General features: G+C 45.4%; 24 protein-coding genes. 14 read left to right on the forward strand and 10 right to left on the reverse strand.

The annotated features are described in order from the left end of the window. Positions 1 to 9 precede the first annotated feature (9 nt). From vscR to vscN, 5 genes are read right to left on the reverse strand one after another with little or no spacing between them, the layout of a single operon-like run. Complete coding sequence (gene vscR, locus R7093_RS04965; RefSeq protein WP_005377232.1) at positions 10 to 660, reverse strand: SctR family type III secretion system export apparatus subunit VscR; 651 nt, start codon at positions 658 to 660, stop codon at positions 10 to 12. Then, the gene (gene vscQ / locus R7093_RS04970) at positions 657 to 1625 is read right to left on the reverse strand and encodes a SctQ family type III secretion system cytoplasmic ring protein VscQ (protein ID WP_047102698.1); all 969 of its coding nucleotides are present in this window, start codon (positions 1623 to 1625) and stop codon (positions 657 to 659) included. Before vscQ ends, vscR begins: the two co-directional genes overlap by 4 nt. Beyond that, entirely contained in the window at positions 1622 to 2833 is a 1212-nt protein-coding gene (locus tag R7093_RS04975) for a type III secretion system needle length determinant (RefSeq protein ID WP_047102697.1), read from the reverse strand. The genes vscQ and R7093_RS04975 overlap by 4 nt, the downstream gene beginning before the upstream one ends. A 9-nt stretch (positions 2834 to 2842) precedes the next feature. Continuing rightward, positions 2843 to 3304: a type III secretion protein gene (locus R7093_RS04980; RefSeq protein WP_047102696.1), complete on the reverse strand. Its 462-nt coding sequence runs from the start codon at positions 3302 to 3304 to the stop codon at positions 2843 to 2845. Further along, entirely contained in the window at positions 3301 to 4623 is a 1323-nt protein-coding gene (vscN, locus tag R7093_RS04985; RefSeq protein WP_047102695.1) for a SctN family type III secretion system ATPase VscN, read from the reverse strand. Before vscN ends, R7093_RS04980 begins: the two co-directional genes overlap by 4 nt. Before the next feature lie 185 nt (positions 4624 to 4808). Here vscN and sctW point away from each other — a divergent pair, with 185 nt between their 5' ends. The 13 genes from sctW (at position 4809) to R7093_RS05050 (ending at position 15648) form a co-directional block, all read left to right on the forward strand. Next, complete coding sequence (gene sctW, locus R7093_RS04990) at positions 4809 to 5702, forward strand: type III secretion system gatekeeper subunit SctW (RefSeq protein ID WP_005388156.1); 894 nt, start codon at positions 4809 to 4811, stop codon at positions 5700 to 5702. After that, positions 5683 to 5967 carry a TyeA family type III secretion system gatekeeper subunit gene (locus R7093_RS04995; RefSeq protein ID WP_005377239.1) on the forward strand — a complete coding sequence of 95 codons (285 nt, stop codon included), beginning with the start codon at positions 5683 to 5685 and terminating at the stop codon, positions 5965 to 5967. The genes sctW and R7093_RS04995 overlap by 20 nt, the downstream gene beginning before the upstream one ends. Further along, positions 5954 to 6328: a type III secretion chaperone SycN gene (sycN, locus tag R7093_RS05000; RefSeq protein WP_005377240.1), complete on the forward strand. Its 375-nt coding sequence runs from the start codon at positions 5954 to 5956 to the stop codon at positions 6326 to 6328. The genes R7093_RS04995 and sycN overlap by 14 nt, the downstream gene beginning before the upstream one ends. Next, positions 6325 to 6702 carry a type III secretion system protein VscX gene (gene vscX / locus R7093_RS05005; RefSeq protein ID WP_005377246.1) on the forward strand — a complete coding sequence of 126 codons (378 nt, stop codon included), beginning with the start codon at positions 6325 to 6327 and terminating at the stop codon, positions 6700 to 6702. The genes sycN and vscX overlap by 4 nt, the downstream gene beginning before the upstream one ends. A gap of 5 nt (positions 6703 to 6707) precedes the next feature. After that, positions 6708 to 7049: a type III secretion system chaperone VscY gene (vscY, locus tag R7093_RS05010; RefSeq protein WP_005377248.1), complete on the forward strand. Its 342-nt coding sequence runs from the start codon at positions 6708 to 6710 to the stop codon at positions 7047 to 7049. Beyond that, positions 7033 to 9159 (forward strand): SctV family type III secretion system export apparatus subunit VcrD, encoded by a 2127-nt coding sequence (vcrD, locus tag R7093_RS05015; protein WP_086013853.1) that lies wholly within the window; start codon positions 7033 to 7035, stop codon positions 9157 to 9159. The genes vscY and vcrD overlap by 17 nt, the downstream gene beginning before the upstream one ends. Further along, positions 9159 to 9572, forward strand: coding sequence for an LcrR family type III secretion system chaperone (locus R7093_RS05020; protein ID WP_005377252.1), 414 nt, complete (start codon positions 9159 to 9161; stop codon positions 9570 to 9572). Before vcrD ends, R7093_RS05020 begins: the two co-directional genes overlap by 1 nt. 60 nt (positions 9573 to 9632) lie before the next feature. After that, positions 9633 to 9917: an LcrG family type III secretion system chaperone gene (locus R7093_RS05025; RefSeq protein ID WP_005377254.1), complete on the forward strand. Its 285-nt coding sequence runs from the start codon at positions 9633 to 9635 to the stop codon at positions 9915 to 9917. 10 nt (positions 9918 to 9927) lie between these two features. Then, positions 9928 to 11751 carry a virulence-associated V antigen gene (locus tag R7093_RS05030; RefSeq protein WP_031778956.1) on the forward strand — a complete coding sequence of 608 codons (1824 nt, stop codon included), beginning with the start codon at positions 9928 to 9930 and terminating at the stop codon, positions 11749 to 11751. 12 nt (positions 11752 to 11763) lie between these two features. Then, entirely contained in the window at positions 11764 to 12249 is a 486-nt protein-coding gene (gene vcrH / locus R7093_RS05035; RefSeq protein WP_005377258.1) for a SycD/LcrH family type III secretion system chaperone VcrH, read from the forward strand. A 7-nt stretch (positions 12250 to 12256) separates the two neighbouring features. Then, on the forward strand, positions 12257 to 13456 hold the full coding sequence (gene vopB, locus R7093_RS05040) for a type III secretion system translocon subunit VopB (protein WP_005377260.1): 1200 nt from the start codon (positions 12257 to 12259) through the stop codon (positions 13454 to 13456). Between the two features lie 10 nt (positions 13457 to 13466). Continuing rightward, positions 13467 to 14471, forward strand: coding sequence for a type III secretion system translocon subunit VopD (vopD, locus tag R7093_RS05045; protein ID WP_005377262.1), 1005 nt, complete (start codon positions 13467 to 13469; stop codon positions 14469 to 14471). Positions 14472 to 14676: 205 nt separating this feature from the next. Continuing rightward, on the forward strand, positions 14677 to 15648 hold the full coding sequence (locus R7093_RS05050) for a TAXI family TRAP transporter solute-binding subunit (RefSeq protein WP_005377264.1): 972 nt from the start codon (positions 14677 to 14679) through the stop codon (positions 15646 to 15648). A 293-nt stretch (positions 15649 to 15941) separates the two neighbouring features. Here the strand turns inward: R7093_RS05050 and R7093_RS05055 are convergent, their stop codons facing one another. The 5 genes from R7093_RS05055 to R7093_RS05075 form a co-directional block, all read right to left on the reverse strand. Then, a complete protein-coding gene (locus R7093_RS05055) occupies positions 15942 to 16712 on the reverse strand; it encodes a sulfite exporter TauE/SafE family protein (RefSeq protein ID WP_005377266.1) in 771 nt (256 codons plus the stop codon). Between the two features lie 81 nt (positions 16713 to 16793). Then, on the reverse strand, positions 16794 to 17309 hold the full coding sequence (locus R7093_RS05060; RefSeq protein ID WP_005377268.1) for a hypothetical protein: 516 nt from the start codon (positions 17307 to 17309) through the stop codon (positions 16794 to 16796). A 279-nt stretch (positions 17310 to 17588) separates the two neighbouring features. Further along, the gene (locus tag R7093_RS05065) at positions 17589 to 19115 is read right to left on the reverse strand and encodes a tripartite tricarboxylate transporter permease (protein ID WP_318146538.1); all 1527 of its coding nucleotides are present in this window, start codon (positions 19113 to 19115) and stop codon (positions 17589 to 17591) included. A gap of 19 nt (positions 19116 to 19134) precedes the next feature. Then, entirely contained in the window at positions 19135 to 19629 is a 495-nt protein-coding gene (locus R7093_RS05070; protein WP_005377273.1) for a tripartite tricarboxylate transporter TctB family protein, read from the reverse strand. Between the two features lie 238 nt (positions 19630 to 19867). Further along, the gene (locus R7093_RS05075) at positions 19868 to 20839 is read right to left on the reverse strand and encodes a tripartite tricarboxylate transporter substrate binding protein (protein ID WP_005388181.1); all 972 of its coding nucleotides are present in this window, start codon (positions 20837 to 20839) and stop codon (positions 19868 to 19870) included. Positions 20840 to 21105: 266 nt separating this feature from the next. Between R7093_RS05075 and R7093_RS05080 the strand changes: the two genes are divergently transcribed. Then, positions 21106 to 21504, forward strand: coding sequence for a GFA family protein (locus R7093_RS05080; RefSeq protein WP_318146539.1), 399 nt, complete (start codon positions 21106 to 21108; stop codon positions 21502 to 21504). Positions 21505 to 21648: the final 144 nt, after the last annotated feature.

Raw genomic sequence — 21648 nt, forward strand, 5'->3', positions numbered from 1 at the left:
TCTCCGTGATTAACCGTAACTCAACACTAAGCCGTGGGTGAGCTTTGTCCAGCCGTCAAGCAAGACAAAAAGCAACAATTTGAAGGGGAGGGAAATCGTCATTGGCGATACCATCATCATCCCCATCGCGAGTAGGATATTCGACACAATTAGGTCAATAGCGATGAACGGTAAGTACAACAGAAAGCCAATTTCAAAAGCGCGAGTAAGCTCGCTGACGGTAAATGCGGGCAGTAAGAGCAATAAGCTGTCCGACTCTAAACGGTCTACGTACTTCTGCGGCCACAATGTGCGTGCAGCATCAGTGAAGAATATGGCTTCGGTTTCCCGAATATGCTTTTTCAAAAATTCTCGATAAGGCTGTAAACCGCTTTCAATGAGGCCTTCTACACTTGCAGAATCTTCAAGGGAGATATCATGCTGCTTTACGTAGTCGTAGGTTTCAAACCCGACGGGAGCCATGATGAAAATTGACAGAATGATAGCCAATCCGTAAAGCGCCATATTCGGCGGAATTTGCTGTACACCGAGAGCGTTACGCAGCAGTGAGAATACAACGGCGAGTTTCACAAACGACGTCGCCATCATAGCGATAAATGGGATCAGTGCCAGCAGTGCTAAGCTGACAATGAGATTGAGCTCGTCGGGTAACTGGATCATGCTGGCTCCTGCGTGCCACCGAACAGCTCCAGTACGCGCACACCTAAATGTTCGTTAACATTAACCAGTTCACACTCACCAATGATTTTGCCGTTGGCACGCAATGTTACCGGCTTAGATACAGGCTGGTTTAGCTCGAATACGTACCCTGGCTGAAGCTGGTTAAGCTGCTCTAGCGTGATGGTTTGATGGCCGATATCAAACGTGAGTTCCACAGGCAGTTGCTGGTGGTCGGTTAACATTTCTGAAGTGTTTACGTCATTCATATTGGTTTCTTTTTCAATAATGTGAAGAGTTTGGTCATCTAGCTGGCAGCGCCAGAGATTCTGGTTAGATACTTGAAAAATGGCTTGTTGCTTGGCGATGTAACCATCGTCAAAAAAGATGACATCTCCCAGCTCGAGCGAATTAAATTCGCTTAACGTCAAATGGGTCCTTCCAAGACTTAACCACACAGGTAAAGCGAGGTGTCGAGCTTGTAGAGCAGCGCTGTTTGGTAGCGCATCCAACAACACGTCTGATCCTTCGCTAACCCACAAACAAAGAGAGCCGTTAGGCTTATTGAGGGTTAACATTAAAGTATGCTCTTGGGCCTGGCTCGCCTCTAACGGCTGTAGTTGACTAAGAATGGGTAACTGACCAAATAGCGCTTTGATTGCCTCACTATGCGGTTCTATCTGTGAGCTCAAAAGTGCTAACTGGAGGGAGTTAGGCAGGGACTCAAACGCAGTAGCATTTAAGGTCGATTTCAGCCAATGTTGGAGCTGCGCACGAGAAAAGTCTACTTGTAGGGTTTGCCCTCCAATCAACGTGGTTAAACGGAACCCTTCAAATGAAGGGATTTGAGCAACAGTAATCGATAAGCTCTGACCATCAGTCCCTTGGAAGTGGCACTGTTTTGCACAAAGTTGATTGCTGAGCGCGATACTTTCTGCATCCACTTTGGGGATTATTAACGGCGTCATAGGTCATTCTCCGCTTGCCATTCTTCATACACGCTGCGTTGTTGGCGTGAGTGTTGTTGTTCATGTTGTTGTTGATCGAGCTGTTGAGTTTGTTCGCTGATCGCTAAGCGAAGTGGCTGCTCACCGCCGAATCGGTTTAGCCGTTCAGCAAGATCTTGTCTAGCTTGCTGGCTAATAATGGAAAGGGCATGCTCTTGTCGAATCGTCACGCTATACCCTTGAGCGTCCAACTTTATGTGGATTTCACCACCTTTTAATTGCCCTTCACTTAGAAACAGCCGAACCTCTTTGTTGTCCGATGCGGTTGGCAGAGCAACATAGATTTTGTCCACCAATTGCTGGAGTAATTGGTTTACGTCTCGCGTTGGGCTTGGTTGAGCCTGCGAAGCAACACTTTTTAGGATGACATCGCCTTGTGTTACCGCACTTGCAAAGGGTTGAGAAGGTACTTTTTCTTCATCCTTTTTCACGGCGACTAGTGCGCTTTTCGTCTCGATTTTTTCAAGGGGCTTGGTTTCAGGCAGGCCATCAGTTTGGTCTGATCGTTTGCCTGTATTCTGTAGCGGCGGAGTTGCACGCTTATTGTGCGCTGTTTCAGTTTGCTTTTTCGTTAAGCCAACAATGTTAATCCCATCTTGAGCGAGCTCTGTCGCTGTCGCACTTTGGGGGAGCAAGCCAGATTCAAGCGTAGAGAGACAATCCGGTGAGGTATGTTTATCCATCGGCGTCGGTTTATCATCTTTCAAATGAGCTTGAGCTTGAAAGTGAGAATCAACACGCTCGGTAGAAGGGGAGCTTAGAACTGTGTCGCCATCGCTTTTTCCATCATGTTTAAGCAATTTATTGTTTTCACTAATTATTTCTTCGCTATTTGCTGCGTCGTCTTTCGATTTCTCTACGTCTCTCTTAGTGACGACGTCACTTTTACCTTTTAAAGTGGAGATGTTTTTGTCAGCGTTGGCTTCTTGGTTCGATAGGTTATGTTTCTTATCTAGACCTTGAGATGTCTTATGCCTTAGCGGTATGTCTTCTTCGCCAGTATGATTCTTTTGGGGATTCGCAACGATAGACTCCTTTCCCTTGCTAGGCTTCTTCGTCATTGCATGCTCGAATTGTGATTGAAGCTCGGCCTCCTTCTCGAGAGGCGCTTGTTCTGGCGTTGATTTGTGCAGCGTATTCGATGTTTCAGTTGTTGTGGTAATGCGCATAGTGAACCTTTAGATAATGTCGACAGTGCGAAACTCTTCCTGTTCGAGTTCTTCTTGGTATTGCCTTTCTCGCGATTTTTCCGCGACTTCTTGTTGCTGCAACTGAACGAATTTTTCTTTGGTTTTATGGGCTTGTCGCGCCTCTTTTTGCTTTTCTTTAAGTGCCGAGCGTTCGATTTCAAGCGCTTTTTTTGACTCGGCCACACGTTGTTTAAGTTCGGCTTCTCTCTCTCTTAACAACGCGACTTCTTGTCTTAATGTTTCTAGCTCTTTGAGAACGAGCGTTTGTTGTTTTGCTTTAGCAAAACGTCGCTCTTCTTCTTCCTGGCGCCAAACGTGATAGTCCGCGACAGAACGTTCGGCCTTTTGAACCTGTGCTGCGGCGTTTGACACTCGGTATTCTTGACGCTTGACGGCTTTATCCGCACGTTCAGCGCGAATTTTTTTGATTTCTAATAAGCGTTCTATCATTGTTTCGCCATCCCTTTAAGTTGAGCGATAGCGCCATCAAGATCGCTTGGTTCATGAGTGCCTTGGCGTAAAAAGGCGCGTATATCATCACTTTGTGCAATGGCCAAATCCGCTCGACTATCTGCGCCATGTTGGTATTCGCCAATTTTGATTAGCAGTTCAACTTCTTCATACTTAGCTAACATTTCGCGAATATGAGCAGCAGACGCCTGATGATCGGATTCAACGATTTGATTCATCACTCGGCTTGCTGACCGAAGTACATCAATCGCAGGGTAATGGTTCATTGCGGCAAGTTTACGCGAGAGAATGATGTGCCCATCTAAAATGGAGCGAGTTTCATCCGCGACAGGCTCTGTCATGTCGTCACCTTCCACCAACACGGTGTACAGTGCTGTAATTGATCCTTTGTCTGATTGTCCAGCTCGTTCCATCAGCTTTGGCAAAGCGGCAAAAACAGAAGGCGGATAGCCACGTCGTGTTGGTGGCTCGCCTGCGGCTAGTCCAATCTCCCTCTGTGCGCGGGCGAAACGCGTTACAGAATCCATCAGCAGTAGCACGCGTTTACCTTGGTCACGAAAATATTCTGCGATAGAAGTGGCAACAAAAGCGGCTTTGGCGCGCTCCATTGCTGGGCGATCAGAGGTAGCGACCACTAAAACCGATTTGGCCATTCCTTCTTCGCCTAGGTCATGCTCAATAAACTCGCGTACTTCGCGTCCGCGTTCACCAATTAAGGCGAGAACGGTCACGTCAACTTCTGCGGAGCGAATCAGTTTTGCCAGTAGGGTACTTTTACCCCCACCAGCCGCTGCAAAAATACCCATGCGCTGACCTTCACCACAGGTCAGTAGCCCATCAATGGATCGAACGCCAAGAGAGATTGGCTTTTCAATTAGTTTACGTTGCATTGGTGGTGGCGCATCGCGATAAACAGGATACCAAGCACTTGGTTCCTGACTCTGCGTACCATCGAAAGGACGTCCAAGCCCGTCAAGCGTTGTACCTAACAGGTGGTCGCCAACACCCACTTCGTGCATTTTGCCCATTGGGCTTACTTCTGTATTTGAGGAAATCCCAAACATATTTCCTAACGGGGTGAGCAGAGCGTGATGCTGCTGGAAGCCAACCACTTCCGCTAACAAAGACAGAGTTTGATCGGGATTACGCAACTCACACAGTTCACCTACACGAACGCCAGGGACGACAGCTTTGATAATGGTGCCGGTGACTTGTGTAACGCGCCCGCGAATTTGGATCAAACGCGTGTGTTTAATCGCAGATTGTTGGATATCAGTGATGTATGAGAAATCGTTCAAGGTAAAAATATGCGCAATGATTGATGCTGAGAGGATAGAAAGTATAAGAATCAATTTATAGTGAATATCAGTCGGGAGTTTTTAGAAAACTGAAAGCGCACTAAAAAAACACGTCTGATTTTGACAGCTTCAACAAAGCGCACTTCCTATAATTCGCCTGTATTGTGCGGAAGGAGTGCAAGTGAATGAGTATTATCAACAATCATATCGCAACAAATCCAAAGTTTGATGCGTCTATCCAAAACGGGTTGGAATCGTCTCGCCCCGACGTTTCACAAAAAGGCAATTATCGCGGTGAAACCGTCCGTGTTCACAATGCCACACAATCACTTTTTGATGCGATGGAAGAACTCACTTCACTCGGTTCCGAAAAAGCAGAGAAAGATCTGACCAAGCGCAAAGTGAAAGACAGTGGTGTTCGAGTTAATGAAGCACATGAACTCGTTTCGGACTATTTAAGAAAAGTCCCTGATCTTGAAAAGAATCAAAAGATCAAAGATTTGGCTACAAAAATGGCGGGAGGAAATATCTCGACCATCGCGCAATTACAAGCCTACTTGAATGGGTTTTCCGAGGAGAAAAGCCATCAATACCTCGCCCTAAAAGCCGTTAAAAAGTTTTTGAGTGCGAGTCCAGAAAGTAAACACCTACTAGCGCTGATTGACCAAGCACTTCTAAGAATCGAGCAAAACCCAGATACATGGTCTCAAATTGATACGGAAATCCGTGTCTCAAATTTTGCTGATGAATACAGCCAAGAGCAAGAGTTTAGCTCTTTGCATCAGCTGCGCGGCTTCTACCGCGATACCGTTCATAGTTATCAAGGGCTCGGCGCGGCTTATCAAGATGTAGTGGCGCGCTTTGGTGAGCAGGAGGTATCGACTGCTGTTGACTTTATGCTGCAAGGCATGAGTGCAGATCTTAGTGTTCAAGGTAGCAGTATCGATTCGGTTAAGTTGCAGTGGTTGATGTCCGATATGCAAAAACTCAAAACTCTAAATACGTTGCAAGATCGTGTGAATCAGCTGTTCCAAATGTTTAAACCGGAAAGGACGAATTATGGCTTATCAAGTTTCTAATTTGATGGCTGATGTGATTGCGTTGGTAGAGCAGCGATGGGTAAGCAGTGATGAGATATGGAAAGTCGCCAACGCAATGGAATTGACGGCGGTAGAACAAAAAATCGATTTTTTTCGAGAGTTCCATAAGTTAGTTCGCGCAATCCCAATTGACGTATTCGCCGATGAAGAACAACGACAGAATTTAATCCAAGCGGTACAAAAGGCGCTAGACGAAGCCATTGATATAGAAGAAGAGGAAGCGTGGGAAGATGAGTTGGATTGATGCATCCGTCGATGAATTTTGCCGAGGAATGGGGCTCGATGCCGTCGATTTCTCATCAGCTGGACGGGTGCAGCTGGATTTTGAGCAAAGTGGTACGCTGCATATTGAGCGACAGGGTGAGCAGTTATTCTTGATGTTGTCTCGAGCGTTATCTTGGCATCAAACCAGTGACATTATTCAAAGTGCACTGTGTTTGTGTCATGCCGATCAAGGCTGGCCTTTCGAAATTAAAACCGGCTTGTTAGATGAACAAACTCTGGTTTTTTCAGCAAGGCTAAAAGGAGAAGAAGTAACACTTCCGACCTTAGAGCAAGCGTTTACGCTTTTGGCTCGTCTACATAACGATGTGGCAGGCTCATGACTCGAGTCAGCACTTTAAACGTAGGCATCGAAGCCTTTACGCATGTTACTCATAGTGAAGTTAAGGCCGATTTCCCAGAGCGATTTCAATTGCTTCCTGATGGTCAGGCGGTCGCTACACATTTAGAGAAGCTCTATGATCTCAGGCCTTCAGACCAATATCTCATCGCGTTAACTAAGCCCAAGCTGCTGCACTCAGAGTTGTTGCGTCCAGAAAAATACCGTCAACAATTTGATGAAACGTTAGCTCAGCTGCAAGTTCTTGCACAGGATTCAGGCTCCGCTTCTTTTATCAAAGCATCTGAAACGCTACAAAGTACGCAACTAGATCAGCGTTACCTCACTATGGCGCTCAATCTCCTTATTCAGGTCTAACCAACATGTTGAGATCCAAAGACATTGAACTCTTACTTGTTCACGCTGCGCTACAAGTTCAATACCAAAAGCCAGAGCATGCCATTTCTATTCTCGATGCGGTTCTAGAAATAGAACCGCAGCACAAAGAGGCGATGCAAACACTTGCTGTGGCGTGTTTACAAAGTGGTCGATATACCCGGGCGATTGAGGTGTGTGAGCACTTATTAAAATCTGACCTTCATCCTGACTCGGCAGGACTCTGGTTTTGTTTAAGCCAAGCGCGTTGGAAACAAAATGACGTCGATGGGGCACGCCAAGCGCACCGACGCTATCTGCAATCTTTAAATAGTGAATCACATGAATAAGTTGATCGATATTCTAAACAAAGTAGGGCAACGCAAAGACATCATGCTTGCGGTGATGTTACTCGCGATCGTCTTTATGATGATATTGCCACTTCCTACCGCACTGGTGGATGTGCTGATTGGCACCAACATGAGCATTGCGGTGGTGCTGCTTATGTTAGCGATTTACATCACCACGCCACTTGAGTTCTCTGCATTTCCTGCGGTGCTATTGATCACGACATTGTTTCGTCTGTCTTTATCTATCACGACAACCCGCTTGATCTTGCTACAAGGCGATGCTGGTCAAATCGTTTATACATTCGGTAACTTCGTTGTGGGCGGTAACTTAGTGGTCGGTATCGTTGTGTTCCTGATCATTACCATTGTTCAGTTTATGGTGATCACCAAAGGCTCAGAAAGGGTAGCAGAAGTTAGTGCGCGCTTCTCACTCGATGCGATGCCTGGTAAGCAGATGAGTATTGACGGTGACATGCGTGCCGGAGTAATTGACGTACACGAAGCTAGGCACCGACGATCACTGATTGAAAAAGAAAGCCAAATGTATGGCTCGATGGATGGCGCGATGAAGTTCGTTAAAGGCGACTCCATTGCGGGTCTGGTCATCATTGTGGTCAACATCTTAGGTGGCGTCACGATCGGGGTAACGCAAAAAGGCATGAGTGCTTCTGAAGCACTTGAATTGTTTGCGATTTTGACCGTTGGCGATGGTTTGGTATCGCAGATCCCGGCACTCTTTATCGCGATTACCGCCGGTATTATCGTGACGCGTGTTTCTCATGAAGATTCTTCTGATCTTGGGTCGGACATTGGTGGGCAGGTCATTGCTCAGCCACGTGCGCTTCTTATTGGTGGTGTGCTTTTGGTGCTGTTCGCACTCATCCCTGGGTTTCCAAAAATCACTTTTCTGGTCTTGGCCGCCGTGGTTGGTGGTGGTGGTTTCTTCCTTTTCTATCAACAGAAAAAACAAGCTGAATCAGATAGCACCGACTTATCAAGCTTTGTTTCGCAAGGGGCCGGTTCGCCAGCAGCGAAGCCAAACAAACCCACTCCATCTAGAAACAGTAAAGGCAAATTAGGTGAGCAAGAAGAGTTTGCCATGACGGTCCCACTCTTGATCGATCTTGACGCGAGCCTTCAGGAAAGCTTGGAAGCGGTCGCATTAAATGAAGAGCTAGCAAGGGTTAGACGCGCACTATATCTCGACCTAGGCGTGCCTTTCCCAGGCATCCACCTGCGCTTTAACGAGGGGATGCAAAATGGCGAGTACTTAATTCAGTTACAAGAAGTCCCGGTTGCACGAGGACGAATTGTTAAAGATCAACTCTTGGTGACAGAAGGGAATGAACAGATCGATTTATTAGGCGTGCCTTATGAGCAAGATGAAGATTTTCTACCCGGTATTTCTAGCATTTGGGTGGCACAGAGTTATGAGCAAAAACTCGTAGCCAGTCATGTCGGTTTTCTCACACCCGACAGGATTTTAACGTACCACTTGTCTCATGTTCTTAAGGAGTACGCACAAGACTTTATTGGTATTCAGGAGACGCGTTATCTGTTGGAGCAGATGGAAGGCAGTTATTCGGAGCTAGTCAAAGAGGCCCAGCGTATTGTTCCGTTGCAAAAAATGACGGAAATCTTGCAACGCTTGGTTTCTGAAGACATTTCTATCCGAAACCTTCGCGTGATCTTGGAAGCGATGGTTGAGTGGGGCCAAAAAGAGAAAGATGTTGTACAGCTGACGGAGTACATTCGTTCCAGCTTAAAACGTTACATTTGCTACAAATACGCGAGCGGACAAAACATGTTGCCCGCTTACTTATTGGATCAAAATCTCGAAGACACAATACGCAGCGGTATTCGTCAAACCTCAGCAGGGAGTTACTTGGCGTTAGATCCGTCAGTAACGCAACAATTTGTCAGTGATGTGAAACAGACCATTGGTGACTTAAGCCGCATGCCGAATAAACCTGTGCTAGTTGTGTCTATGGATGTACGCCGATATGTGCGAAAGCTTATTGAATCGGAATACTACGATCTGCCCGTTTTGTCATTTCAAGAACTAACCCAGCAAATCAATATTCAGCCACTTGGAAGGGTGGGGATGTAATGAAAACAAAACTAATACTCTCGCTGGCGCAAGCGGGGATCGAAGTGACGCCATACTTTTGGCAACAAAGTGAAATTCAACTTGGTTATCGAATTGAAGTTGAGGGCTTAGAGCTCGTTTTTCGGGTGGAGGACGGTGAAATCATCATCGTTCTTCTGAAACGCGTTCGTCCAAAATTGGGGTTGAGTAACCCCTTTGCCGGCTTATTTCTCTTGGCTGAACATGCCATTCAACTTTATCCCTCCGATTGGGTCATTCGCGGCAACGTCGATGTGTTACGTGGTAGCAACATGAGCAGCCAGCGATTGGCACAGTTCTATCTAAAAGCATGCGGTGCAAGCCATGATGAGCTAGAAGACTGGTACTGTTTACGCCTAGCAGATTATAGACCTTTGAAAAAGTTGAAAAAGTAAAAACTCACGACTGTTACTGACAGCACCGATGAGATGACCCGCTTTAAGATAGGAATCAAGATGAAGCAACCGTTTACCGATGCGATTGAGAACGCTGAGCTTGCCATTAGAAAAGCTGAAGACAGAACCGATATTTTTAACGAGCTATTGGAAGGCTTAGGTGTTGGTCCTGTTGCGGGGGATGTTTTACTTGGCGGCATAAAAGCGCCAGTAGATACCATGAAACGTGCAGAGCAAGAGCTAATAGACGAAGTCCAGCGCCGCCGGCAGCAACAAACTCAGCTACAAGGTACGTCAGGTAAACGCAGAAAGCGTCCCACAGTGATGCGCGGCATGATGATTTAGAGGTTTGGAAATGACGAATATGAAAACGACTGGCTCTACGACAGGAGCAACAGACACAGCTGCGAGTAGTGCACCATTACCCACTTTCCAACAAAACTTGATAGAGGCATTTACCCCTGTACTGGGTGAAGCAGAGACTCAGCAACTTGCCTCGATAATCTCTTCATTGCCAACTATCTCGGGACAAACGGAATCACAAAGCATCGCGCTTTATGTTGATACGCTTGAAAACCTAAAAGCGAAAAATAACACGTTTGCTGGTATATCATTGACCGACACCGCATCTGTTTGGATAAAGTCGCTACAAAGTGCTAACTCAGATGGCGAATTAACCGCAGCCGAGTTTAATGCTCAAACAAACCAAACGCTATCAAATCAGTTTCAGGCTTGGTTTAGTAAGCTACTGACGGAAAACGTAGATAGCTCGTTATCTACTGAGTTTGTTAGTCAATTTAATCTGGGCACCCAGAGTAACCAAGCGGAGCAGATCGCCAACCTCTCCGAGACAGAACTGGCTAATGCCACCAAAGAAATTTCTCTTTTTGTTGCAGAGCTTGCTAATCAAATGGGCTCCCGTGAAGTGAGAGATGCTTCTATTTCTTTTCTTCGCAATGCCTTTAGTAGCTTAGGTTCCGTTAATCTCGCGCAACTGAAGAGCTCGGACTTTCTGTTGACTAAAGAGAGTTTCGCCCTTCAAGTCTCAGCTCAATTAAAAAGTAGTTTTCAAGGCATTGGTATTACTTTAAGCACCGATGACGCAAGTGCGCTAGCTAGCAGAATTACCTGGACTCCTGGTATTTCTAAACAGCAGCTTAAAGAAGCGTTAGATGAAATGGCCGCTCAAGTGAAAGGCCAATATAGCGCAGCTTATGGTGAGGCGAGTGGAACGAACAATCTAAAAGCAACACTTAATACTGTCATTGGTGGAACTGAGCCTTTGACCCTTTCTAGTCTGTTCGCCAACTTCGCGGTGAGTTTAACAAATATAGAAATCGATGACTTTTACCAGGACAGCGCGATAGCCGATGTCCAAAAGACACAAATAACGGCAGCTCAAGTTAATTTGATCAAAGAAAACACCGAACGAGATATCCGATTACAGTTTGAAAAAATAGTAAAAGGTGAATCTACCGGGGCTTCATTTACTGAGCGATACGAGGCATTGCGCAAAAACTTAGGGGCATTGAAAGAGCGTCTACTCAATATCACCGATAAAGAGAAAGCGGATCGCGAGGTGAGAGCAGAGCACTCTCTAACGGCTCGTGATTTGTTGGCCGTTGTTGAGTCCAGCATTGGAGACCGTTTTGATGAGCAAGTGCTGCTTGCACTAAATGAGCGTCGTGTTAACCGTTTAGAGAAACGTAATGACCAGAAAGAGGCATTAGAGGATCTCACAATACAGCTTAAAGTTTTTGGTGTTGTGCAATCAAAAATTCACTCTACGCAAAGTGTTGATGGGGTTTATAAACCGGGATATCCAGAAAGTAACTTCAAAGCGAGTGACTTTAACTACAGCAATCAAACGGATTTTGAAGCTTCACCTGAGTACAAGTATTTGACGGATAATAAGATAACAAACCATCGAGACTTCCTTCAAACACAAGGTATTACTATCGGTGATGGTGCTTCGTACCAAGACGAAGAGAAGTCGAAAAAGCTGTCTAATTTTTCTAGTTCTGTCAGTGCTAAATCCAAGTTGCTTAACGATGAAGTGCAAATCAAAACCACTGAGCTGAACGACACCAGTTCTCAATACAACTCGACCGTTGAAGCGATGAACAAGTTTGTTCAGAAGTACCACAGTATTTTACAAGAAATCCTACGAGCCATTTAAGGATAACCAACCATGACTAAAACAAACGCGACCGATCCATCTCAAATGCAAGCAGAAGAACTGCTGTCTTTTTTGGAAGAGGGAGGCACGCTAAAAATGTTGCACGATGTGTCTCAGGACACCATCGAACACATTTATGCCGTAGGTTACAACTTTTTCCAATCGGGAAAGATTGAGCAAGCAGCGAAAGTATTTCAATTACTCAGCATGCTTGATCATTATCAGGCGCGATTTTTCATTGGCCTTGGCGCGGCTCGTCAGGAGTTGGGTGAGTATCTGCAGGCAATAGACGCCTACAGCTACGCAGCGCTAGTGGACGTAAATGATCCACGCCCACCTTTTCACTCTGCTGAATGTCACCTTAAACTGGAACAACTGACAGAAGCAGAGAGTGGGTTTTACAGCGCGAAGGAGATGTCTGCCGGAAAATCACAATATGCAGATTTGCATGAGCGTGCAGGCATCATGTTAGAAGCGGTGAGAAATAAAAAGGAGTAATTAGACTATGAGTTCTATTGCACTTGACCGCATCCAGACACAGGTTTATAGCCCTGAATCTGGCCAAGCCACGTTAGATAACGTGCAGAAAACGGCGTCTACAGCGACGCCTTCTGTGACGGTAGAAAACGTGAAGAGTAAAGATGCAGATGTACTGAACACCGGAAAAGTAAAAGTTCAGTTAGATGCACCTAACGCAGCTGTTAGTGACAAAGTGAATGATTTGACGCTAAAAGCCATGGCACAGCTGCAAAAGATCGTCGATACCATTGCAAAATCTCTCCATGCAGTTGCAGACCAAACAGGTTCGATTGCCGTCAAAATCATCGCAGGATCTGCTGATGATTTTGAAGTAGAGCTTGCTGCTATCACGGATAAACTGAAAAGTGCTCAAAACGAGCTGAAAATTCAGGAAGTGAAGGTCGCAAAAGCTAAGCACGAAAAAGAGATGGTGGAAAACCAAGACAAAATCAAAGAATCGGAAGCCGCTGCAAAAGAAGCCCAAAAATCAGGCTTAGCAGCGAAGATCTTTGGTTGGATCAGTGCGGTGGTTTCTATTGTTGTTGGTGCCGTAATGGTGGCAACGGGTGTTGGTGCAGCAGCCGGTGCACTTATGATCGCTGGTGGCGTCATGGGAGCAGTGAGCATGGCGTTGCAAGAGCCAGCCGTTCAAGATGCGCTAAAAGAAGCGGGCGTAAATGTCGATGTGCTAAACAAAGTCGTAATGGCATTAGAAATCGCCGTCGCGGTTATCGGAGCTGTTGTGACGTTTGGTGGTGCAGCTGCTGGCGGTATCGCGAAACTTGCAGCAAAAGGTGCTGGTAAGGTAGCTCAAAAGGTCACGGAAATCGCTACGAAAGCCGCTGCAAACATGGCGAAAGTGGCGGATATGGGCACAAAAGCTGCGACAACAACAGCGAAAGCGATTCGTTATGGCGCAGAAACCGTCGATCTTGCCGTCAACGTGGGTAAAGGCGCAACGGACAGTGTCCATGCTGCTAACAATGCTCACGTAACAGAGATTCAGGCTGATATCACAGACCTTCGAGCCAAAATGACGTTAAGCCAGGCTGTCATTGATAAGCTCAAAGAAGAGATTGGTAAGTTGATGGAAGACTTCCAAGAGCTGATGAGCCTCATCATGCAAATGATTCAAGCGAAAAGTGAAACTATGCAAACGGTGTTAAGCCGTCCTGCAACGGTATAAGGAGTTTATTATGCTAGATAAAGTAGGCGGAACGGGTCGTGGTGAACTATACGGTTTAGGCGATACCATTAAAACCAACAAAGCAGAAAAAGCGCCGGAAACAAAGCTTGAAGCGGGTGCCGTTAAAAGCCAAAGTGAGTCAGGTGTTTCTGGTGCAGCACGCTACCAGTTAGAGACACCTAAAGCTCCCACAGTGAGTAACCAAGCTCAAGTTGTTGCAAACTTAATGAGTGCTCTTGCGCCGACGGTGAGCTCATTAATGAGCACAACGATGAAAGCGCTTAACGGTGAGGAGGTGATCAAGTCACCATCAGATGCGGTATCACAATCGTTGACGCTATTAACATTGTTGTATCAAGTATCAAAGCTGAGCCGTGAGCAGCAAGTGCTACAACGTGAAATTGCTGTTGAAGCAAACGTCGCGAGTTTAGAAAGCCAAGCGGCAGAACTAAACAACTCGGCAAGCGCAATGATCGCGATGGCAGTCGTTTCGGGTGTATTAGCGGGTGCTACCGCAATTATTGGTGCCCTTGGTTCTTTCAAAGCAGGGAAAGAAATCAAGAATGAAATGGCGAGCAATAATGTACTGAAAACGCAAAAAGCTGGCTTCGATCAAGCAGAAGAGTTATTAAATAACAATAGCTTGTCTAAAACGCAGCAAGATCAGGTTAAGCGTGCGCACTCACTAGCGAAAGACAATATCGCAGACACGACAGCGCAGCTGACAAGTGGTGGCCGTAAGTTCGATAAGTTGATGAGCTCAAACCAAGCGAAGAACGCGATTCTTCAAGCTTTGGGCCAGATGGCAAACTCAGCATCGAATGTAGAGCAAACCAAAGCGCAAGCGCGCAGCAAAGATGATGAAGTACAAGCGACTCGCGCACAAGCAGCCAAACAGAAAGCCGATGAAAACATTGGTTTCCAAGAAGGTTTATTGAAAGAGCTACGTGACTTGTTCCGATCTATCTCAGATAGCCAGAACCAAGCGTGGCGAGCGTCAGTCCCAACGGTGTAACCATCCGTTTCACTAACTACAAAGCGTTGTTTATACAACGCTTTTTTTATGGGATAAAAGTATAAACGCTATTTATCAGCAGGTTAAGTTGATAAAAAAATATATATCTATAAATCAACCTCCAAGGATGAGAACTCAAACGTTATCAAATTGTTAACGGTTGCTATACTTAAACGGTCATCAACACAGGTAAAAGGGATGTTCAATGTTTAAGTTTAAGCAAATCGCACTTGCGGCTTCTTTGGCTGCACTCACAACAGGCTTTTCTGCGTCTGCGGAGGAAACGTTTGTCACGATTGGTACCGGTGGCGTAACAGGGGTTTATTATCCGACTGGTGGCGCTATTTGTCGCTTGGTTAACAAATCGCGAGAAGAGCACGGTATCCGTTGTTCGGTAGAAAGTACTGGGGGATCGATTTATAACATCAACACTATTCGTGCTGGTGAATTGGACCTCGGTATCGCGCAATCAGACTGGCAGTATCATGCTTACAAAGGAACCAGTAAGTTTGAAGAAAGCGGGCCTTTTAAAGAGCTGCGCGCCGTATTCTCCGTTCATCCAGAACCGTTTACTGTCGTTGCACGTAAAGACGCGAACATCAAAACTTTTGATGACTTGAAAGGTAAGCGCGTCAACATTGGTAATCCTGGTTCTGGTCAGCGAGGTACTATGGAAGTGCTAATGAACCAGTATGGTTGGAGTAACGACGACTTTAAGCTTGTCTCTGAGTTAAAAGCAGCAGAGCAATCAAAAGCACTTTGTGATAACAAAATTGATGCGATGATTTATACCGTTGGTCACCCAAGTGGAGCGATTAAAGAAGCCACTACGTCGTGTGATAGTAATATCGTAACGGTAGCTGGACCTAATGTAGAAAAACTGGTTGCAGACAACAGCTTCTATCGTGTCGCAAATGTCCCAGGTGGTATGTATCGTGGCACAGATAGTGATGTTCAAACCTTTGGTGTGGGCGCGACGTTTGTTTCTTCTACTGCGGTACCAGAAGATGTGGTTTATAACGTGGTTAAAGCGGTATTTGAAAACTTCGATGATTTCCGCCGTCTCCACCCAGCGTTTGCAAACTTGAAGAAAGAGGAAATGGTAAAAGACGGTTTATCTGCGCCTCTTCACCCAGGTGCGCTCAAATACTACAAAGAAGTAGGGCTGATTAAGTAAGCGTTACTTTCTCTTATTATTGATGTAAAACGCCATCTTTCTCGATCAATGCCACTCGTTTAACCGCGAGTGGCATATTTCTATTTCTCGTCACCCTGTACAGCGACGAAGGAGCGTGATACAGGCTCTTCCATCCGAGCACTTTGTGATCAAAATGGTTTCATTAGCCGCTCAGTGTAGTGCTATTAGATTCCTAACCTCGCTGGAGTGACACAAAAAATCGTTAAGCCATCTGCATTAATCTTTCGCGCTGGCGTTTTTGTAGGAGTGTTATCCACTTGTACAAGTTTTGCTTAAACATAAACATCAATGAAAAAGTAGATAGTGATGAGAATAGAAGAAAGAGCAACAAACCCTTTAACATGATTAGGATTCAGTTGACGAGAGACACGAGCTGCAAGATACCCACCTACCAACGTACCGACCAAAACAACACTACCTGTGTGCCAGTCAATGGAGCCATTGGCAACAAAAATCACGATAGCAATGAGTGAAACACACGTAGATACGAGCAATTTCAAACCGTTCATTAAATTAATGTCTTGGTGGCCAGCTACTACCAGATAGCTCAGAACAATAACCCCTAAACCTGCGTTGAAAAAACCACCGTAAGCAGAGACACCAACAAGTAGTGAACCCAACGCGATTGCTCCGAGTATGCCAGCATGTTTGTGCTCTTTCGCGACAGTTTTGATTAGCATTGTTAAACGAGAACCGGTGAGAAAAAGCACGGTGGCAAATAAGAGTAACCAAGGGATAGCTTCCATAAATAGCGATTCTGGCGTGTTGAGCAACAGATATGCTCCGACAGCGCCGCCGACTAAACTGAATGAGACTGTGAACAGCAGTTCATGCTTGTTCTTCATGATCTCTTCTCTGAACCCGACGGCTCCACTAATGTAACCCGCACATGAAGCATATGTGTTTGTTGCGTTAGCCATAATAGGAGGAACACCAACTGCCAATAGAGCCGGAAAAGTAATAAAGCTTCCGCCTCCCGCTATGGAGTTAATGATCCCACCAATTACGCCAGCAATGAATAAAAGTGAGAGTTCTAAAAGCATAAACAATCCTTGTTATGTTCTTTTTTATTGTTAGAGCTTCAGATGATCTAACCTACATGCTCTAATGTTCTGATATGAGGTTTACTTTACCCGCTCTAAAACAAAATTGTTCAGTTCTGTAACGTTTTTGATGACATGAACGGCTTTACTTTGAGAGTACCCTTCGAGGCGATACATAAAGTCATCATTCCAGAATGCGGGGCATTGCTGAAGAACTTTGTAGCTTTGTAACGTTCCTTTCAGTACCGAACTACCATCAGGCCAACCTTCAGGTTTTATGAATAGTCCTTTAAGGAGACGTTTCGTCACAAACCAATAGCTTACGGAGTATGGTAGATCAATATAAATGAGAGTATCGGCTGCATCTAAACGAGCGTTGAAAGAGCTGATCGGTCCAAGGCCATCTATAATCCAACGATCTGAGCTTAGTATATTGCTATGGGCTTCATCAAAAACGTTACGCTCAACGGGAGCACCGTTTGGTTTATAGACTATTGAATCTAATTGATGAAGAGGAAGACCGGTAGCAGACGCGATTGCTTTACTTACCGTCGATTTTCCACTGCCGGGTTTACCAAAAACTGCTATTTTTTGCATTGTGACCGCCTCCAAGAGAGCTTTTCCCATACGGTAGAGACAGAAAACCCACCGCTATGGGTGGGTTCGATAAATACTGAGCGCATCAAAAAATCCCACCATTCCTATGGAATGATGATAATTCGTTGGTTAAGTTGCGCTAAGTGTGTGTTCATACAATCACCTTCATATAACGACAGTGATTTGTCAATACCATCTGCACAATAAGCGAACGATTTGGAGGGTGGAAGATAAAGCCATCACGATGGATGGCTTTATCTAGGTTGAAAGAGACAGCGATTACTGCTCAACGCTGACTGGCTGTGCTTTAAACTTTTGAATCAGCTTTACGATTAGTGGACTTGCCAATACCAATACAGCTAAAACAGTAAAGGTAAGGGTAATAGGACGCTCCCATAGGAAACTCAGTTCTCCATCTGAAATCATTAATGCGCGGCGTAAGTTCTCTTCCATTAATCCTCCAAGGATGAAGCCCAGCAATAAAGGTGCGAGCGGGAAGTTAGCGAGCCGAAGTGCAATGGCAGCCATAGCCACAATCAGCATCACGAACACATCCATAGTGTTAAAAGAGACCAAATAAACCCCGGTGATTGAGAAGAATAAAATCATCGGTAGAAGCACCGTTCTTGGAACCGCCAAAAGCTTTGAAATGTACGGAATCAATGGTAAGTTCAGGATCACAAGTACGATGTTGCCGAAGTACATGGAAATGATCACTGACCAGAACACATCTGGGTGTTCAACAAATAGGCGAGGGCCAGGTTGAATACCATAAGCGATCAGCGCACCGAGCATTATTGCTGTTGTACCAGAGCCCGGAATACCAAGCGTTAATAGCGGTACAAATGAACCACTAGATGCTGCATTGTTCGCAGACTCTGGCGCAACCAAACCACGGATACTGCCTTTACCGAACTCATCCTTTTTCTCTTTAGGTGCGAGGTTGCGCTCCATACCATAGCTTAAAAAAGCAGCAATGGTTGCCCCTGCGCCAGGAAGAACGCCAGTGAAGAAACCTAATATTGAAGAGCGAATTGAAACAGGCGCAACATCTTTGATTTCTTCCTTGGTCACTTTCATTGAGCCAATGTTGCTCAGCTTTTCTTGTTCTTCATTGCTGGTGTCTTTTGATGGTTTAAGGATGCCCATCAGTGTCTCACCCAGTGCGAATGTCGCCATTGCAAGCAACAAGAAGCTAAAGCCATCCATTAAATCCGTTAAACCGAAGGTAAAGCGTTCAACGCCTACGCCTTTATCGATTCCAACTGTAGATAGCATCAAACCAAGAATGGTCATCATCCACGCTTTGATTACCTGACCTTTCCCCGCAAAAGCCGCGACTGCTGATAACCCAAGTAGCATCAACGCAAAATAGTCCGACGATTGGAAGCTAAGGGAGACGCTAGCCAATGCTGGTGCGGCAACAAGCAACATAATGGCAGATAGCGTACCGCCAGTGAAAGACGAATAAGCTGCCAAAGCTAATGCTTTACCTGCCTGGCCTTTTTGAGCCATTGGGTAGCCGTCGAATGCTGTGACCACGGTTGAAGAACAACCCGGCGCGTTAATTAAAATCGACGATGTAGAACCACCAAATACCGCACCGTAATAAACCCCCGCCATTAAAATAAGGCCAGAGGAGGGCTCTAGACCATAAGTAATTGGGATCATCAAAGCAATGGCTGAGATCGGCCCAAGTCCAGGTAACATGCCGATAAATGTACCGACGAAGCAACCAACGATCACCATCATAATGTTCATTGGCATTGCTGCGGTGGATAAACCTTGTAGAATTCCATCTAACATAATTCAGTCCTTTCTTTGGCTACCAGATGGTGAAAATCAAACCCGGTTCGAGATAGATGTCCAAACCTTGAGTGAGTAATAAGTAGAACGCGATCACGAATGGAAACGACGCGCCAAACAGAACGGGTTTACGTCTTTCCCCGAGCAGATAAAAGCCAGCCAATAAAAACAAGCCAGTAGCTATCACAAAACCTAGATAAGTCAGGCCCACGCCGTAGAGCGCCATTAAAATTAAAAAGGCAATCAGTAACTTCCAATTGAAGGTCAGCACTGCGCCACTTTGTTTATCTGGTTGTCCTGTCACCAGCAATAGCAAAGAAAGGCCGACACCAACGTAAGTCAGGATGGTTGGCAGAGTGCGTGCGGTGAATGGTTCATACTCATCACCTGGAAACAATGGAATCTGCGAGGTTTGATAACCGTAGCAAAGACAGAAGAGTAGAAAGATCATTGCGCCGACGCGGTCACGACAGAGCAAGTACTCTTTGGTGAAAAAGTTGGTTGAACGAGGCATATTCAACTCCTAACAAAAGTAAAAAAGACCGCATATGGACGTCAATGAATAAACTAAACCATTAACAATTAAGCATTTCGCTGCTAGTCGAGCCGCTTTGGGTATATAAACAAAGGAGTGTGCATGCCGATTGTCGACAATGTCCATATGCGGTGAAACTTAGAGTGCAAATACAATGGGGAAATACCAACCTACGTTATTCATTGAGGTTGGTATCTGAGGGACCCCAATTCGACTGTTACTTCAGGAAGCCTAACTCGCGCATTAAGTCACCCATCTGTTGCTCTTGATCTTCAAGAAACGCGAAGAATGCTTTATCCGCTTTATAGTTGTCGATCCAACCATTGCGGTCTCGAACGACTTGCCATTCGTCGGTGTTATACATTTTAGTAAATGCGGCATTCCATTCATCTAGCTTTTCTTGGCTTGTGCCTGGTGCTGCAAAGAATCCACGCCAGTTAGCAAAGACAGTTTCATTACCATATTCGGTGAGAGTTGGAATGTTAGGCGCAGCTTCTAAACGTTTTGGTGCTGTAATCGCTAACACTTTCACTTGCCCAGACTTAGACATTTCGAGTACTTCACCTAGCCCTGTAGAGAGCAGTTGTGTTTCGCCTGAAAGTAGGGCAGCCATGGCTTTTCCACCTGCATCATAGGCAATGTAACGAACTTTGCGCGCATCAAAACCTTCACCTTTGAAAGCTGCTGCTATAACCAAATGATCCATAGAACCACGAGCAGAGCCACCAGCAACCTTCACCTTACGTGGGTTTTCTTTAAAAGCTTTAACGACATCTTCCCAAGAGCTATAAGGAGAATCGGCTGATGTAACAATGGCGCCATAATCGGCAACCGTTGCGGCAACAGGTGTCAAGTCGCGGAAAGATTGTGGGAAGATCCCACTGAGCGAGCGAACGACGATCGGTGTTGAGTTCACCATGAGTGTGTCTTCTTGACGATCAGCCGTTTCAATCAAATGTGCGATTGCTTTGCCACCGCCACCACCAGATAGGTTTTGAAATGATACGGTTTCGACGATGTCTGATTTTATTAATACATCACCAGTACCTCGGGCGGTCATGTCCCAACCGCCACCGGCACCTCCAGGGATAAGAAAGTGCATTTTTTCAATATCTGCAGCAAGAGCGTTGAATGAAAATGAAGCTGCGATGATTGAAGCGGCGAGCGTTGGTTTGAGTACCTTTAACATGTTCACGTTCCTTATGTTAGCGACTCTATTTAGTTGAGCCTTATTGTTTTTGCTCAGTTGTCATGCCTTGTAAGCGTTAAAGCTGAACTTGGTGTAAAGGTTAATTAAGTGTTAAATATCTGTCTGTAAAAGAGATATAAAGAGAATATTGAGCATTTCGGTTATTTTGTTCATAAAGTTCACGGCGAGAAGTTGGTGTTAGGTCACGCGGCTTTACGCTTTGGTAGGCCATAATTAAATGACGGAAAATGAACGAGGAAAAGAGAATGAAAGGGACGTGTTTGTGCGGCGCAATTGAAGTCATCGCTGAGGTTAAAAATGAGGTTAGCCTGTGCCATTGCTCTATGTGTCGAAAATGGTCGAGTGGCGCACTTCATGCGGTGCATTGTGGGCCTAACGTGACGTTTAAGGGGGCCGAGCCAAAGCGTTATCAATCGTCTGGCTGGGCGGTGAGAGGTTTTTGTGGCGAATGCGGCACAAACCTTTTCTATCATTTGTTGCCGACAGGTGAGTACATTCTTTCCGCTGGTTTGTTCGATAACCCAGATTTCAAACTCACTTTAGAGATTTTTACCGATGAAAAGCCAGCTTATTATGACCTCAATTCCGCTTCACAAAAGATGACTTCGCAACAAGTCTTTGATCAATTTGTACCTAAAGAATAGTTTTTTATCCGATTATTGTTCGACAGCTGAGCTTTTAGTTTTTAGATCATAAGCTTAAAGGTTTATAAGTTGTCGACAATGTGAACTCACCATTCTTTATTTCTGCTAAAAAAGGCACTTAACGGGCATTTTATGCCCATTTAA

It is taken from the genome of Vibrio sp. 1580 (assembly GCF_033340055.1).